Source organism: Pseudomonas sp. SDO524_S393 (assembly GCF_054071875.1).
The window spans coordinates 1-15,843 of record NZ_JBSVVZ010000066.1; the positions used below are offsets into that span (position 1 = coordinate 1).

Genomic DNA, 15,843 nt, shown 5'->3' on the forward strand with positions numbered 1-15,843 from the left:
ATACACCGAGGTGATGCTGTCGCAGGCAAGCCAGCTCCCACACAAGCCCGCTTTCATGCAGGTTTATCTTGGGCCGGAAACCACCAGCATCTGCCCAGGCTTGAGCGCCTGGCCGGTACGCGGGTTCCAGCGCTTGAGGTGTTGCATCTCTACGTTGAAGCGCTTGGCGACGATATACAGCGAGTCGCCTTTCTGGACCTTGTACTGCACCGGCTTCTTGCTGTCGGCCTTGGCCACCAGCTTGCGCGTGTCCTGCATTACCAGGGTCTGGCCGACTTTGAGGGCCTGGCCGTTGAGCTTGTTCCAGCGTTGCAGGTCATGCACATCGACCTTGTTCGCCTTGGCGATCAGCGTCAGGTTGTCGCCGCTACGCACTTTGTAGCTGCGCGTGCGTCCGGCGACCCGTGCGCTCTCGACTTCGTCGAACACCTGCTTTTTCGGGCGCATTGCCAACAACTCTTCGGGCTTCATCGTCGAAAGCGTGCTGGTGAGCAACTGCGCCTTGGAGCTTGGCACCAGCAAATGCTGGGGACCGTCCAGGGTGGTACGTTGTTTCAGGGCCGGGTTGAGCTGGAACAGTTCGTCTTCGTCGATTTCGGCCAGCGCCGCGACCCGTGACAGGTCCATGCTTTGCTTGACTTCAACCACTTCGAAATACGGCTGGTTGGCGATGGGGTTCAGGTTGACGCCGTAGGCCTCGGGGGCCAGCACCACCTGGGACAGCGCCAGGAACTTGGGCACGTAGTCCCGGGTTTCCTGGGGCAGGGGCAGGTTCCAGTAGTCGGTGGGCAGGCCCAGCTTCTCGTTGCGCTCGATGGCGCGGCTGACCGTACCTTCACCCGCGTTATACGCCGCGAGGGCCAGCAACCAGTCGCCGTTGAACATATCGTGCAGGCGGGTCAGGTAGTCCAGGGCGGCGGTGGTGGAAGCGGTGATGTCGCGGCGGCCATCGTAGGCGCGGGTCTGGCGCAGGTTGAAGTAGCGCCCGGTGGAGGGAATGAACTGCCACAGGCCGACCGCATCGCTGCGCGAATAGGCCATTGGGTTGTAGGCACTTTCAATCACTGGCAGCAGCGCCAGCTCCAGGGGCATGTTGCGTTCTTCAAGGCGTTCGACGATGTAATGAATGTAGAGACTGCCGCGTTCGCCGGCGTTCTCCAGAAAGGACGGGTTGCTGGCGAACCACAGGCGCTGTTGCTCGATGCGTGGGTTGACGCCTACACCGTCCTGCAATTGAAAGCCCCGGCGCATGCGTTCCCAGACATCCTGGGGCACTTCGGGGCTGGGCTTCTCTGAGAGCCAGATGGGTTTCTGCTTGATCTTGGCAGCAAGATTCGGTTTGGGTTGCACGGTGGATTGTGCAGCGAAATGAGTCGATTGGCAGCCCGCCAGAGTCGCGGACACAGCCACCGCCACAGCTTGAGCCAGGCGGGTCAATGCGTCTGAAGAAATGGATTTACGAATAGATGACGACATTGGCTGGAAGTAAGTTCCGGGCAAAAATGTCGGGCGATTCTAGAAAGCGCCCGGGTTCCGGTCAACCATTCAGAAATTGCGTATCAGATTGCATCCACTTAGAACTTATCTTTCCAGGCCCGCAAACTGGCAAACACCTCGGCCCCAGAGCGGTTGTCGCGACCGTTCCGTTCGTCCGCTTTTTGTTTAACGGATGTTTCAGCGGTGCGCAGGAAGGGATTGGTGCGTTTTTCCAAGGCCAGGTTGGATGGCAACGTTATCTCGCCGTTAGCCCGAAGTTGGCGGACGTTCTCCACGCGTTCGGCGATATCGGCGTTATCCGGTTCCACTGCCTGGGCAAATTTGAGATTGCTTTGGGTGTATTCATGGGTGCAGTACACCAGCGTCTCCGCGGGCAAGGCGGCCAGGCGCTCGAGCGAGCTGTGCATCTGCTCCGGCGTCCCTTCGAACAGGCGACCGCAGCCGGCCGCAAACAGGGTGTCGCCGCAGAACAGCACGCCGGCATGATAAAAGGCGATATGCCCCAAGGTATGGCCGGGTACGGCAAACACGTCGAAGTCCAGACCCAGCACCTGGATGCGCTCGTTGTCGTTCAGCGCCACATCCCGTGCCGGGATCTTCTCGCTCGCCGGGCCATACACCCTGGCATCGGTTGCGCCCTTGAGCTGTTCGACACCGCCAACGTGGTCGTGGTGATGATGGGTGATCAGGATGTCGCCGAGGGTCCAGCCGGGGTTTTGCTCGAGCCAGGCCAGCACGGGCGCGGCATCGCCGGGGTCGACCACGGCGCAGCGCCGGGTCTGTGGGTCTTGTAACAACCAGATGTAGTTATCGGTGAAGGCGGGCAGGGCACTGATCTGTATCATTCTTCGATTCGCCAAGCTGGACACATTGGTGCATCTTAGAACGTATAGGCGAGTTGGAGAATGCAATGACTGATAAAGCGTTCGCCCAGGCCGATCCCGAGTGGCTGGCCCTGATCGGCGCCGCCCGAGAATGGCTGTCCGGGCCGATCGGGCAATTTTTGCTGGATGAAGAACGGCGCATGCTCGAAGACGAGCTGGGTCGGTTCTTTGGCGGCTATCTCGTGCATTACGGTCCGTCGGCGCAGACGCCACCGTGTGCACCTCAGGTGCAACGCAATGTACGCCTCGGCGCGCCGTTGCCCGGCGTGGAGATCGTCTGCGAGGAGCAGGCCTGGCCCTTGAGCGAACACGCCGCCGACGTGGTGGTGCTGCAACATGGCCTGGATTTCTGCCTGTCGCCCCATGGCTTGCTGCGCGAAGCCGCCAGCAGCGTGCGCCCTGGTGGCCATTTGCTGATTATCGGAATAAACCCCTGGAGCAGTTGGGGCCTGCGCCATGTCTTCGCCCATGATGGCTTGCGCCAGGCGCGTTGCATCTCGCCTTCACGGGTGGGGGACTGGCTGAACCTGCTGGGCTTCGCGCTGGAGAAACGCCGCTTCGGATGCTATCGTCCGCCGCTTGCCTCGGCCAAGTGGCAAGCCCGCCTGGCCGGCTGGGAACGCCGCGCCGGCGCCTGGCAACTGTCGGGAGGCGGCTTCTATCTATTGGTCGCCCGCAAAATCGTGGTCGGGCTGCGTCCGGTGCGCCAGGTGCAGCGTCAGCCCGTGGGCAAGCTGGTGCCGATGCCGATGGCCAAAGTCAATCGCAAGCAAAGCGAACCCTAAACCTTTTTTGATTTCAGACCCCGCCTGTCTTGATGGATGTTACCGAATGACCGATACCGTAGAACTCTTCACCGATGGCGCCTGCAAGGGCAACCCGGGCCCCGGCGGCTGGGGCGCCTTGCTGGTGTGCAAAGGCGTCGAGAAGGAACTGTGGGGCGGCGAGGCCAACACCACCAACAACCGCATGGAACTGCTCGGCGCCATCCGTGGCCTCGAAGAGCTTAAGCGCCGCTGCGACGTGCTGCTGGTGACCGACTCGCAATACGTGATGAAAGGCATCAACGAGTGGATGGTCAACTGGAAGAAGCGCGGCTGGAAAACCGCAGCCAAGGAGCCAGTGAAAAACGCCGACCTGTGGCAATTGCTCGACGAACAATGCAATCGCCATAACATCACCTGGAAATGGGTGCGCGGTCACATCGGCCACCCCGGCAACGAACGCGCCGACCAGCTGGCCAACCGGGGCGTGGATGAAGTGCGGGGTTACAAGCAGAGCTGATGCCGGCTCACGTGCTAACATCGCGTCCTTTGATTGACACCACACCGTTGAGAGCTGAACCCTGATGGCCATCCGATCTGTTGTACTCGATACCGAAACCACCGGCATGCCGGTGACCGATGGCCACCGGATCATCGAAATCGGCTGCGTCGAACTGTTGGGTCGACGCCTCACCGGTCGCCATTTTCACGTTTATCTGCAACCGGACCGCGACAGCGACGAGGGCGCGATCGGCGTCCACGGCATCACCGATGAGTTCCTCAAGGGCAAACCACGCTTTGCCGAAGTCGCCGATGAGTTCTTCGAGTTCATCGACGGAGCGCAACTGATCATTCATAACGCGGCGTTCGACGTCGGCTTCATCAATAACGAATTCGCCCTGATGGGGCAGACGGAGCGTGCGGATCTTTCCCAGCACTGCTCGATCCTCGACACCTTGATGATGGCCCGCGAGCGTCACCCGGGTCAGCGCAATAGTCTGGATGCCCTGTGCAAACGCTACGGCGTCGACAACTCCGGTCGTGAGTTGCACGGCGCATTGCTCGACTCCGAGATCCTGGCCGACGTCTACCTGGCAATGACCGGCGGGCAAACCAGCCTATCCCTGGCCGGTAATGCGTCCGACGGCAGCGGTTCGGCGGAGGGCGCGGGCAATCGCCCATCGGAAATCCGCCGTTTGCCGGCCGACCGCAAGCCCACCACGATCATCCGCGCCAGCGAGCAGGACCTGGCCGAACATGCGGCACGCCTGGAAGCCATCGCCAAGTCGGCGGGCGCGCCGGCGTTGTGGTCGACCCTGACTCAACAATGACACAACCCTGTAGGAGCCCGGCTCGCCGGTGATGAGGCCATTACCTTCACTGCAAGGTTAGAGACCGCCATCGCAGGCAAGCCAGCTCCCACAGTTGAGCTTCACGGCTTTCAAAATCTTCATTCGCGTCATCGCCCCCAAGCTTCTACCCTTGAGTGCATAGCCATCAGGACTCCAAGCACTCATGTACAAAGACCTGAAGTTCCCGGTTCTGATCGTGCACCGCGACATCAAGGCCGACACCGTCGCCGGTGATCGGGTTCGAGGTATCGCCCGGGAGCTGGAACAGGAAGGCTTCAGTATCGTCGAGGCGGTGGATTACGCCGAGGGCCGTCTGGTGGCCTCAACCCATCATGGCCTGGCGTGCATGCTGATCGCCGCCGAGGGCGCGGGGGAAAATACCCATCTGCTGCAAAACATGGTCGAACTGATTCGCCTGGCGCGGGTGAGGGCGCCCAGCCTGCCGATCTTTGCCCTTGGCGAGCGAGTCACGCTGGAAAACGCGCCGGCCGATGCCATGAGCGAGCTCAATCAACTGCGCGGCATCCTTTACCTGTTCGAAGACACCGTGCCGTTTCTGGCCCGGCAGGTGGCGCGCGCTGCCCGTACCTACCTGGATGGCTTGCTGCCACCGTTCTTCAAGGCGCTGGTGCAACACACCGCCGACTCCAATTATTCCTGGCACACACCTGGTCATGGTGGTGGCGTGGCTTATCGCAAAAGCCCGGTGGGGCAGGCGTTTCATCAATTTTTCGGGGAAAATACCCTGCGTTCGGACCTGTCGGTCTCGGTGCCCGAGCTGGGTTCATTGCTGGACCACACCGGTCCGCTGGCCGACGCTGAAGCCCGCGCCGCGCGTAATTTTGGCGCCGACCACACGTTCTTTGTGATCAATGGTACATCCACCGCGAACAAGATCGTCTGGCACTCCATGGTCGGTCGCGATGACCTGGTTCTGGTGGACCGCAACTGCCACAAGTCGGTGCTGCATTCGATCATCATGACCGGCGCGATCCCGCTGTACCTGTGCCCGGAACGCAATGAACTGGGCATCATCGGGCCGATTCCCCTGAGTGAATTCAGCCCCGACTCGATCCATGCCAAGATCGAGGCCAGCCCCTTGACCCGGGGCCGGCCAGCCAGGGTGAAGATGGCCGTGGTGACCAATTCCACCTACGACGGGCTGTGCTACAACGCCGAACTGATCAAGCAGCAACTGGGCAACAGTGTCGAGGTGTTGCACTTTGACGAAGCCTGGTATGCCTATGCCGCCTTTCACGAGTTTTTCGCCGGGCGCTACGGCATGGGCACTTCGCGCACGCCGGACAGCCCGCTGGTGTTCACCACGCACTCCACCCACAAGCTGCTGGCGGCCTTCAGTCAGGCGTCGATGATCCACGTGCAGGACGGCGGCGCGCGTCAACTGGACCGTGACCGCTTCAACGAAGCGTTCATGATGCATATCTCCACTTCACCGCAATACAGCATCATCGCCTCGCTGGACGTGGCGTCGGCGATGATGGAAGGCCCGGCCGGGCGCTCGCTGCTGCAAGAGATGTTCGACGAGGCGCTGAGCTTTCGTCGTGCCCTGGCCAACCTGCGCCAGCACATCGCCGCCGAGGACTGGTGGTTTTCCATCTGGCAGCCGCCGTCGGTGGCCGGTATCGACCGGGTGGCCACAGCGGATTGGTTGCTGCAACCCCAGGATGATTGGCATGGCTTTGGCGACGTGGCTGAAGACTACGTGCTGCTGGATCCGATCAAGGTCACTTTGGTGATGCCGGGTCTCAATGCTGGAGGCGCGTTGAGCGAGTGCGGAATTCCCGCTGCGGTGGTCAGCAAGTTCCTGTGGGAGCGTGGGCTGGTGGTGGAGAAGACCGGGTTGTATTCCTTCCTCGTGCTGTTTTCCATGGGCATCACCAAGGGCAAATGGAGTACCTTGCTCACCGAGTTGCTGGAGTTCAAACGCAACTATGACGCCAACGTCAGCCTGGCCAGTTGTTTGCCATCGGTGTTCGCCCAAGGCCCGGTGCGTTATCAAGGCCTGGGGTTGCGCGACCTGTGCAACCAATTGCACAGTTGCTACCGCAGCAATGCCACCGCCAAACACCTCAAGCGCATGTACACGGTGTTGCCGGAAATCGCGATGAAGCCGGCCGACGCCTACGACCAACTGGTCAGGGGTGAAGTGGAGGCGGTACCCATCGATGCCTTGTCAGGGCGTATCGCAGCGGTGATGCTGGTGCCGTATCCGCCGGGCATTCCGTTGATCATGCCGGGGGAGCGCTTTACCGAGTCGACGCGGTCGATCATCGATTACCTGGCGTTTGCCCGGACGTTCGATAGCGGTTTCCCCGGTTTTGTCGCGGATGTTCATGGGTTGCAACACGAAGATGACGGCAGTGGCCGTTGTTACACGGTTGACTGCATCAAGGGTTAAGGATGGTTATGCACGCTGTTATGACGCCGAAATACCCGGGGCTCACTGTCCGGGTCGCCGACGAGGGCTTCGATGCCTACGTGTGGGGCAACGACTTCAGCTTTGAGGTCAATGCCTACGGCGAGCCGCAGATGGGCAAGCGGGTCGATCAATGGCCGGTGGAGCGCATCTTGCCGTACCGCAAGTGCTACGGCATCGACCCGGAAGAGTTCGCCAGCTTTCGCGATGCACCGGACAGTGCGATCTTCATGGCCTTTCTCGATGATCGCGCGGTGGGGCATATCGTGGTCAGCACCAACTGGAACGGCTTCGCCCATGTCGACGAGCTGGCGGTGGCCTTGCCTGCACGGCGCCACGGCGTGGCGAAAGCCTTGCTCGATGTGGCGCAGTTCTGGAGCCGCAAGAAAAACCTGCCGGGCATGATGCTGGAAACCCAGAACAACAACCTCGGCGCCTGCCGCCTGTATGAGCGTTGCGGCTATGTGATGGGCGGGATCGACCACTTGCGTTATCGCGGGATCGATCCGCAGACCCGCGAGGTGGCGATCTTCTGGTACCGGCTGTTCAAGACCGAAACCGGCAAATCCTAACCTGCCAACAGGCTTTCCGCTTTCTGTGTGACGATCTCCAGCAGTGCGTTCAACGCGGGGGACGTCACGGCATCCTTCAATGTGAGTGCATACAGGCTGACCATGATCGGCGGCGACACCGGGCATGCGTCCAGCCCTGCCTCGCGCGCGCCGCAGGCGGTAAACGGGTCGACAATCGCCAGGCCTTCCCCGGCCTCGACCATGCTGCGCATCATCTGGTACGTCTGCACCCGCGTCTGCACCACCGGCAGCGGACGCAGGGCCTGCAGTTTGGCATCGAGCAGGCGACTGAGCGGATCTTGCCCCTCCAGCCCGATCATCGATTGCCCGGCCAGCTCTTGCAGCGCCATGTATTTCTGTTTGGGTTTCAGCCAGCCGTGGGGCGCCAGCAACTGGAGCTTGCCTTGCGCCAGTACCGTGCTCTGGATTTGCGGGTGTTCCGGATCGTGCAGGCTCAAGCCCACCTCGGCTTCGTGCAGCAACAGGCTCCTGACGATCTCGCGGGTGGGCTGGCTCGACAGGTTGCACGGTGTGTCCTGGAAACGACGGCGCAGCGCTGCGATGCTTTGCGGCAGCAACTGGTTGGCCAGCGGCGGTGTGCAGAGGGTGCGCAGGGTCGGGGCGTGATGGTGTTTCAGGCGGCTGGCCAGGCGTTGCACCGGTTCCAGCGCTTCATACAATGGCGCGATTGCGGCTTGCAGCTCCAGTGTTTCCCGGGTCGGCTGCAGGCGTCCGCGCACACTGGCAAAGAGCATGAAGCCCAGTTGTTGTTCGGCTTCCTTGAGCGCAGCGTCTACATCGCCCACGGGGAGTTGCAACCATTCGGCCGCCAAGCCTGGGTGTCCGGTCTGCAAAATGGCCTGAATCACTTCGATATGACGTAAACGCATGGCCGGAGTCTATGTGCAGCGCGGTGGGGATTCAATAGAATGGCCGCGTTGATCATCAATGACCAAAGCCGGCTATCGGCACATACAACAAAAACAGGTCCGGTCTCACATGCCTCTACCCTCGACATTCCTCGGGGTAACGGCCAAACAACTGCTGGTCCTGGTGACCGTGGGTTGTGCGGCTGCTTATCTCCTCGACATGCAAGACGACACCGCGCCGGAAACTCTCGCCCTTGAGGCCTTCATCCGCTCCGAGCAACAGGTGGCCGAGCAGGTGGGTACGGTACTGGACGTGGCCTTGGTCAGGCAGGTGATTGCACATCCCGGTTATGAGCGCGTGGGTTACCAGCGTTCGATGTACGCCGTTGAAGGCGAGCGGGGGCGCTTGATGGTGACACTGAAGAAGGTCGATGGAGAGTCTGCGATCGAAGTAACGGAGATACGCCGTCCGTGATCGCCCCGGCCCAGTCGATGCCGTCAATGGCCAGGACTGAGCAGGTGGATGAGGCGAGTTGCTACGAGGCGAGAGTGGTTTCCGATTCGCGGACGATAATGGTCCCCGACTGGATCAGTTTGAATTCATCGCCCTCCAGTTTTTCTACACGATCGCCAATGGCCAGCTTGTAGGTGGTGGAGGGCGCCGAGCCAACCAGGTCGCCTTGCGCCGGGTTGGATTCCTGGAACTCATGCACCGAATACACACGTCCTTCTGCGTCTCTGGCATGGAACTGTCCGACAAGTACTGCAGCCATCTGTTTAGAACCTCTGGAGATAAACACTCGATTTGCGGTTCTGTAGACCGTCAGGTGGCGGGGTAGTTTACCTACAAGAAAAAAATACTATTCCGTGATGAATTCAGATCCGTCCTACACAATCCCGGCAAATCACACCCCGATGAATATAAAAAAACCTGCTGGTGCGCACGCCGTCGAGACTCTATAACTACAAGCTCCATAGTCAGATGTCGGGAGAAGCAGATGAGCAAGGTTTATACGATTGCCGTTCTGGTAGGCAGCTTGAGAAAGGACTCGATCAACCGCAAGGTTGCCTTGGCCCTGGCCGAACTGGCCCCCGCCAACCTCAAGCTGAATATCCTCGAAATCGGCGATTTGCCCCTCTACAACGAAGACATCGACGGCGCGACGCCGCCCGCCGCCTACGGCACGTTCCGCAAACAGCTGGGCGGGGCCGACGCGGTGCTGTTCGTGACCCCGGAATACAACCGCTCGGTACCGGCGCCGTTGAAGAATGCTATCGACGTGGGCTCGCGTCCTTACGGGCAAAGCGCGTGGAGCGGTAAACCCGGGGCGATCATCAGCGTGTCGCCGGGGGCCATCGGCGGGTTTGGCGCCAACCATCATCTGCGCCAATCCCTGGTGTTTCTCGATGTTCCCTGCATGCAGCAACCGGAAGCCTATCTGGGGGGCGCGGGCAATATTTTCGATGACGCGGGCAAGATTTCGGAAAAGACCAGGCCGTTCCTGCAAGCGTTTATCAACGCCTATGGCCAATGGGTGGAAAAGCACAAGGCTTGATGGGTAAAGGCGTTCAACGTGTGGGAGCGGGCAAGCCCGCTTCCACATCGGGTCTAGCGCAACCAGTTGGTACGTGCCAGTTCGATGACTTCGTCGCCGCGTCCGCTCATTACCGCCTTGAGCATGTACAGGCTGAACCCCTTGGCCTGTTCCAGCTTGATCGTCGGCGGCATTACCAGTTCCTGGGTCGCGGTGACCACATCCACCAGCACCGGCCCGTCATGGGCCAGTGCGCGACGCAGGGCAGGCTCCAGGTCTTCGGATTGCTCCACGCGTATGCCCAGGATGCCCATCGCATTGGACATCGCCGCGAAGTCCGGATTTTTCAGCTCGGTGCCGGTGTCCAGGTAGCCCGCGGCTTTCATTTCCATGGCGACAAAGCCCAGCGACGCGTTGTCGAAAACCACGACTTTGACCGGCAGGTTCAACTGCGCCAGTGAGATGAAGTCCCCCATCAGCATGGCGAAGCCGCCGTCGCCGGACATCGAGATCACTTGCCGTCCGGGAAACGCTGCCTGCGCACCGATGGCCTGGGGCATGGCGTTGGCCATGGAGCCATGGTTGAACGAGCCGATCAGGCGACGCTTGCCGTTCATTTTCAGGTAGCGCGCGGCCCACACAGTGGGAGAGCCGACATCGGCGGTGAAAATCGCATCCTCGTCGGCCAGTTCACTGAGCAGGCGTGCCACATATTGCGGGTGAATCGGGCGATCGGCTTTGGATGGCTGCGCCAAGTCATCCAGGCCTTGGCGGGCTTTCTCGTAGTGCTTCCGTGAGGTGTCGAGGAAGCTGCGGTCAGCTTTGCGCGTCAGCCGGGGCAGCAATGCGTCGATCGTTTCGCGCACATCCGCCGCGATGCCCAGGTCCAATGTGGCACGGCGGCCCAGGGCCTGCGGGTTGCGGTCGACCTGGATGATCTTCGCGTCGGTGGGGTAGAACTGGCGATAGGGGAAGTCGGTGCCGAGCATGACCAGCGTGTCGCAGTCGAGCATCGCGTGGTAACCGGAGCTGAAGCCGATCAGGCCGGTCATGCCCACATCGAACGGGTTGTCCCACTCCACATGTTCCTTGCCGCGCAGTGCATGCACCACCGGTGCTCCGAGGGCGTCGGCCAGTGCCACCACTTGATCATGGGCCCCGGCGCAACCGCTGCCGCACAGCAGGGTGACTTTTTCGCTGTTCTGGAGCAGGTCGGTGAGTTGTTGCAGGTCTTGCTCGGCGGGCAATGTGCGTGGCGCGTGCAGCGCGGGCCAGGGCTTGACGTTGTCTTCGACTTCCAGCAATGACACGTCGCCTGGAATCACCACCACGGCCACGCCGCGATTGAGGATTGCCGAGCGCATCGCGCGGTGCAGCACTTGGGGCATCTGCGCGGGGTTGGTCACCAGTTCGATAAAGTGGCTGCACTCCTTGAACAGTTCCTGGGGGTGGGTTTCCTGGAAGTAGTTCAGGCCGATCTCCGAGGACGGGATCTGCGCCGCGATGGCCAGCACGGGCACGTGGTTGCGATGGCAGTCGAACAGGCCGTTGATCAAGTGCAGGTTGCCCGGGCCGCAACTGCCGGCGCACACCGTCAGTTCGCCGGTAGCGGCCGCTTCGGCCCCGGCGGCAAACGCTGCCACTTCTTCGTGGCGCACATGCATCCACTCGATGCTGTCCATGCTGCGCAAGGCGTCGGTGAGGCCGTTTAGGCTGTCGCCGGTCAGGCCCCAGATACGCTGGATGCCCGCCTGTTCGAGGGTGTTCGCCAGTTGCCGGGCCAGGTTGATCTTCGCCATGAAGCACTCCAATGGTCAGTGAGGTTAAAAACGACTGATCAATAGGGGACAGTTCGATCACGGCGAATGCTCACCCTTTAATGTGAAGATTGCGTCATCGCCGCACGGTATTGGCGGGTACGCCGGGCAATGAACCATTGGTCGCGCACCAGTGCCACGCACGGCCGAACATCAGCCCTTGGCGCGTGGCCGTGACTGAGACGACGCATCTGGTAGCGCACCACGGCCAGGGTGGCGAGTGCGGCCAGGGGCTTGCGCTGCCAACTGATCGGCTTGAGTTGCGGGTTGAGGTCGCGGCCCTCGCGCCAGTGTTTGAGCAACTGAGGCTCCAGGGTCAACGCTGTGGCGATGCCGGCCATGGCGATGCCGCTGTCCAGCACCTGTTGCACGATGGGCAGGCGGCGAATGCCGCCGGTGACCATCAAGGGCATCGTGGCGACAGCGGCCAGTTCCTTGGCGAACTCCAGGAAGTACGCCTCGCGCGCCAGGGTGCGGCCATCCCGCGCTTCGCCTTGCATGGCCGGTGCTTCATAGCTGCCACCGGACAGCTCCAGCAGGTCGATGGGCAGTGGGTTCAGCAGCTCGACCACGGCGCGGGCGTCGGCCTCTGCAAAACCGCCGCGCTGAAAGTCCGCGGAGTTGAGCTTGACCGCCACACAAAACGACGGGCTGACACTGGCCCGCACGGCCCGGATCACTTCCAGCAACAACCGCGCACGGTTTTCCAGGGAGCCGCCCCAGCGGTCGGTGCGCTGGTTGCTCAGGGGCGACAGGAACTGGCTGAGCAAGTACCCATGGGCGCCATGGATTTGCACCCCGGTAAACCCGGCTTTTTCGGCCAGGCGCGCGCTGGTGGCGAAACGCTCGATCACATCCTGAATGTCACCTTCGGTCATGGCCCGGGGCTTGGCGAACATCTTCGAGAAACCGCCCAGGTCCAACGCCACCGCAGACGGCGCAATGGCGAGCTGACGCAGATTGCCGGGCGTCTGCCGCCCGGGATGGCTGAGCTGTACCCAGAAGTGCACGCCTTTGGCCCGCGCCACGTCGGCCCATTCGCGGAAGCTGTCCAGATGCTGTTCATCCTCCAGGGCCACGCCACCCGGGCCGGTCATGGCGCGGCGGTCGATCATTACGTTACCGGTGATCAGCAGGCCGGGCTCACCGTCGGCCCAGGTCTTGTACAGCCGCTTCAGCTCGCGGGACGGTGCTTGCCGGGCATCGGCCATATTTTCTTCCATCGCCGCCTTGGCGATACGGTTCGATAACACTTGGCCATTGGGCAGTTGCAGGGCTTCAAAGGGTGACATGGGTTGACTCCTGAGCGAGGGAGGCCTCAGGCTAAGCTTAAAGTTAACTTTAATGTCAAGCAGGGTTGGACGATGAATATCGGTGAGTTGGCAAAACAGAGTGGGCTGGCGGCGTCGCGCATCCGTTTCTATGAGGCGCAAGGCTTGATCAGTCAGGTGGGGCGCCAGGCCAATGGCTATCGACGTTATTCAGAGGAGGCGCTGCAAACCCTGCAACTGATCCAAAGTGCGCAACAGGCCGGGTTCACTTTGCAGGAGCTTAAGGCATTGATGCCGGCACCGGGCGAGCACAAACGCGACGAATTGATCGAGGCATTGGAGCGCAAGGTCGCTCAGATTGAGGTGATGCAGACGCAACTGGCGCAAAACAAGGCGCAATTGCTGGGAGTGATCGAGGCCGTGCGAGCACACCCGGCCGATGTGCCGTGTTCCATGGGGCAGAAGCAGGTGCTGGCGTCGATCAAGCTCAGCGTCTGATCATTCCCACGCTTTGCGTGGGAATGCAGCCTTGGACGCTCCGCATCCCAACAGCGGACGCAGAGCGTCCGGCGAGGCATTCCCACGCGGAGCGTGGGAACGATCGGTCAGCGACGACGGAACAGCGGCAGTGGTTCGTCGGTAGCGGCCTGGTAGGTCACCGAGAAGTCCTTGAGACTTTCCAGTGCCTCGTACGGGTCTTTGTCGGCCCGCAGTGCGAACGCGTCGAAGCCACAGCGGCGCAGGTAGAACAGTTGGTCACGCAGCACATCGCCAATCGCGCGCAATTCACCGGTGTAACCGTAACGGTCACGCAGCAGGCGTGCGTTGGAGTAGTTGCGACCGTCAGTGAACGCCGGGAAGTTCAGCGCGATGACCTGGAAGTGTTTCACGTCATCGCCGATTTCCTCGGCTTCTTCATCGGCGTCCAGCCATACGCCCAGTCCGCCGTCGCGGGCCTTGAGGGCGTGGCCGTGTTCGCGCCACAGTGCCAGCGGCACGATCAGATCGTCGCAGTTGGAGATGCTGTCGAAGCTCGTGTCCTTGGGCAGCAAGTGCCAGGTTTCGTCGATGACTTCGTTGTTCTTAATGATTCGCTGCATAGACGCGCTCCTTGAACAGGTCGATGCCAATGCGCTGGTAAGTGTCGATGAAGCGTTCATCTTCGGTACGTTGTTCCACGTACACGTCGATCAGCTTGGCGATCACGTCCGGCATGGCTTCCTGGGCGAAGGACGGGCCGAGGATCTTGCCCAGGCTCGCGTCACGGCTGGCGCTGCCGCCCAGGGACACTTGGTAGAATTCTTCGCCTTTCTTGTCCACGCCCAGGATGCCGATGTGGCCGACGTGGTGGTGACCGCAGGCGTTCATGCAACCGGAGATGTTCAGATCCAGCTCGCCGATATCGAACAGGTAGTCCAGGTCGTCGAAGCGACGCTGGATCGATTCGGCGATCGGGATCGACTTGGCGTTGGCCAGGGAGCAGAAATCGCCACCCGGGCAGCAGATGATGTCGGTCAGCAGGCCGATGTTCGGCGTGGCGAAACCGCCTTCGCGCAGCTCGCCCCACAGGGTGAACAGTTGGCTTTGCTCGACGTCCGCCAGAATGATGTTCTGTTCGTGGGAGGTGCGCAGTTGACCGAAGCTGTAGCGGTCGGCCAGGTCGGCGACGGCGTCCAGCTGCTTGTCGGTAATATCGCCCGGCGCCACGCCGGTCGGCTTGAGCGACAGGGTTACGGCTACATAGCCCGGCTGCTTGTGCGCCAGGGTGTTGCGGCCACGCCAGCGGGCGAAGCCCGGATGTTCTTGATCGAGCGCTGCGAACTCGGCGTCCTGATTGCTCAGGGTCTTGTACTGCGGGTCGACGAAGTGTTTGGCCACACGGTGCACTTCAGCTTCGGTCAGGGTGGTCTGACCGCCGCGCAGGTGTTCCATCTCGGCGTCGACTTTCTGGGCGAACACCTCGGGGGTCAGCGCCTTGACCAGGATCTTGATCCGGGCCTTGTACTTGTTGTCACGACGGCCATAGCGGTTGTAGACCCGCAGGATGGCGTCGAGGTAGCTCAACAGGTCCTGCCAGGGCAGGAACTCATTGATGAAGGCGCCGACCACCGGGGTACGGCCCAGGCCGCCACCTACCAGTACGCGGAAGCCCAGCTCGCCGGCGGCGTTGTACACCGGCTCCAGGCCGATATCGTGCACTTCGATGGCTGCACGGTCCGAGGTCGAGCCATTGATGGCGATCTTGAACTTGCGCGGCAGGTAGGCGAATTCAGGGTGGAAGGTGGTCCACTGACGGACGATTTCACACCAGGGGCGCGGATCGATCAGTTCGTCGGCGGCGACACCGGCAAATTGGTCGGTGGTCACGTTGCGCAGGCAGTTACCGCTCGTCTGAATGGCGTGCATCTGCACGGTGGCCAATTCAGCCAGGATGTCCGGCACATCTTCCAGGGCCGGCCAGTTGAACTGTATGTTCTGGCGGGTACTGATGTGGGCGTAGCCTTTGTCGAAGTCGCGGGCAATCTTGGCCATCATGCGCATCTGACGGGACGTCAGTTGGCCATAGGGCACGGCCACCCTCAGCATCGGCGCAAAGCGCTGAACATAAAGGCCATTTTGCAGGCGCAGAGGGCGGAACTCTTCTTCGCTCAGCTCACCTGCCAGGTAGCGTCGGGTCTGATCACGGAACTGCTTGACGCGGTCCTCGATGATGCGCTGATCGTATTCGTCGTATACGTACATATAGGTCCTGTTCTCGGCAAATCTGCGCGCACGGCCGCGCACTCCCAACGGAGCCGGCGCACGATACCAGTTTGCGTTTATGCGCAAAAGTGAAGTTTGAGTA

16 protein-coding genes are annotated in these 15,843 nt (G+C 61.3%); 8 read left to right on the forward strand and 8 right to left on the reverse strand.

The features are described from left to right. Positions 1 to 63: 63 nt before the first annotated feature. A complete protein-coding gene (locus ACW9IB_RS23745) occupies positions 64 to 1,476 on the reverse strand; it encodes a transglycosylase SLT domain-containing protein (RefSeq protein WP_457368753.1) in 1,413 nt (470 codons plus the stop codon). 98 nt (positions 1,477 to 1,574) lie between these two features. After that, positions 1,575 to 2,342, reverse strand: coding sequence for a hydroxyacylglutathione hydrolase (gene gloB / locus ACW9IB_RS23750; RefSeq protein WP_457415722.1), 768 nt, complete (start codon positions 2,340 to 2,342; stop codon positions 1,575 to 1,577). Between the two features lie 65 nt (positions 2,343 to 2,407). Here gloB and ACW9IB_RS23755 point away from each other — a divergent pair, with 65 nt between their 5' ends. The 5 genes from ACW9IB_RS23755 to ACW9IB_RS23775 all read left to right on the forward strand — a co-directional run bounded on the left by ACW9IB_RS23755 (position 2,408) and on the right by ACW9IB_RS23775 (position 7,506). After that, a complete protein-coding gene (locus ACW9IB_RS23755) occupies positions 2,408 to 3,166 on the forward strand; it encodes a class I SAM-dependent methyltransferase (RefSeq protein ID WP_457415724.1) in 759 nt (252 codons plus the stop codon). Positions 3,167 to 3,212: 46 nt separating this feature from the next. Next, positions 3,213 to 3,665, forward strand: coding sequence for a ribonuclease HI (gene rnhA, locus ACW9IB_RS23760; protein ID WP_457368756.1), 453 nt, complete (start codon positions 3,213 to 3,215; stop codon positions 3,663 to 3,665). A gap of 70 nt (positions 3,666 to 3,735) precedes the next feature. Beyond that, positions 3,736 to 4,476, forward strand: a complete 741-nt coding sequence (gene dnaQ, locus ACW9IB_RS23765) for a DNA polymerase III subunit epsilon (RefSeq protein WP_457368780.1) — start codon at positions 3,736 to 3,738, stop codon at positions 4,474 to 4,476. A gap of 184 nt (positions 4,477 to 4,660) precedes the next feature. Next, positions 4,661 to 6,916, forward strand: coding sequence for an Orn/Lys/Arg family decarboxylase (locus ACW9IB_RS23770; RefSeq protein ID WP_457415726.1), 2,256 nt, complete (start codon positions 4,661 to 4,663; stop codon positions 6,914 to 6,916). 20 nt (positions 6,917 to 6,936) lie between these two features. Beyond that, positions 6,937 to 7,506 carry a GNAT family N-acetyltransferase gene (locus tag ACW9IB_RS23775; RefSeq protein ID WP_457368781.1) on the forward strand — a complete coding sequence of 190 codons (570 nt, stop codon included), beginning with the start codon at positions 6,937 to 6,939 and terminating at the stop codon, positions 7,504 to 7,506. Here ACW9IB_RS23775 and ACW9IB_RS23780 read toward each other — a convergent pair. Then, positions 7,503 to 8,396 carry a LysR substrate-binding domain-containing protein gene (locus ACW9IB_RS23780; RefSeq protein WP_457415727.1) on the reverse strand — a complete coding sequence of 298 codons (894 nt, stop codon included), beginning with the start codon at positions 8,394 to 8,396 and terminating at the stop codon, positions 7,503 to 7,505. The two genes, ACW9IB_RS23775 and ACW9IB_RS23780, sit on opposite strands and share 4 nt — an antisense overlap. A 109-nt stretch (positions 8,397 to 8,505) precedes the next feature. On the opposite strand from ACW9IB_RS23780, the gene ACW9IB_RS23785 reads away from it, so the two are divergent. Continuing rightward, the gene (locus ACW9IB_RS23785; protein WP_457415729.1) at positions 8,506 to 8,850 is read left to right on the forward strand and encodes a hypothetical protein; all 345 of its coding nucleotides are present in this window, start codon (positions 8,506 to 8,508) and stop codon (positions 8,848 to 8,850) included. 61 nt (positions 8,851 to 8,911) lie between these two features. Here ACW9IB_RS23785 and ACW9IB_RS23790 read toward each other — a convergent pair whose 3' ends face one another. Next, positions 8,912 to 9,148: a hypothetical protein gene (locus tag ACW9IB_RS23790; RefSeq protein ID WP_457368760.1), complete on the reverse strand. Its 237-nt coding sequence runs from the start codon at positions 9,146 to 9,148 to the stop codon at positions 8,912 to 8,914. Positions 9,149 to 9,373: 225 nt separating this feature from the next. Here ACW9IB_RS23790 and ACW9IB_RS23795 point away from each other — a divergent pair, with 225 nt between their 5' ends. Next, positions 9,374 to 9,931 (forward strand): NADPH-dependent FMN reductase, encoded by a 558-nt coding sequence (locus tag ACW9IB_RS23795; RefSeq protein WP_457415731.1) that lies wholly within the window; start codon positions 9,374 to 9,376, stop codon positions 9,929 to 9,931. Between the two features lie 53 nt (positions 9,932 to 9,984). On the opposite strand, the gene poxB is transcribed toward ACW9IB_RS23795, so the two are convergent. Beyond that, the gene (gene poxB, locus ACW9IB_RS23800) at positions 9,985 to 11,709 is read right to left on the reverse strand and encodes a ubiquinone-dependent pyruvate dehydrogenase (RefSeq protein WP_457415732.1); all 1,725 of its coding nucleotides are present in this window, start codon (positions 11,707 to 11,709) and stop codon (positions 9,985 to 9,987) included. A gap of 77 nt (positions 11,710 to 11,786) precedes the next feature. Further along, complete coding sequence (locus tag ACW9IB_RS23805; RefSeq protein ID WP_457415734.1) at positions 11,787 to 13,019, reverse strand: NADH:flavin oxidoreductase/NADH oxidase family protein; 1,233 nt, start codon at positions 13,017 to 13,019, stop codon at positions 11,787 to 11,789. A 72-nt stretch (positions 13,020 to 13,091) separates the two neighbouring features. Between ACW9IB_RS23805 and ACW9IB_RS23810 the strand changes: the two genes are divergently transcribed. Then, on the forward strand, positions 13,092 to 13,496 hold the full coding sequence (locus ACW9IB_RS23810; RefSeq protein WP_457368764.1) for a MerR family transcriptional regulator: 405 nt from the start codon (positions 13,092 to 13,094) through the stop codon (positions 13,494 to 13,496). A 107-nt stretch (positions 13,497 to 13,603) separates the two neighbouring features. Here the strand turns inward: ACW9IB_RS23810 and ACW9IB_RS23815 are convergent, their stop codons facing one another. After that, positions 13,604 to 14,098: a DUF934 domain-containing protein gene (locus ACW9IB_RS23815; RefSeq protein WP_457368765.1), complete on the reverse strand. Its 495-nt coding sequence runs from the start codon at positions 14,096 to 14,098 to the stop codon at positions 13,604 to 13,606. Continuing rightward, a complete protein-coding gene (locus ACW9IB_RS23820; protein WP_457368766.1) occupies positions 14,082 to 15,740 on the reverse strand; it encodes a nitrite/sulfite reductase in 1,659 nt (552 codons plus the stop codon). Before ACW9IB_RS23820 ends, ACW9IB_RS23815 begins: the two co-directional genes overlap by 17 nt. Positions 15,741 to 15,843 lie beyond the last annotated feature (103 nt).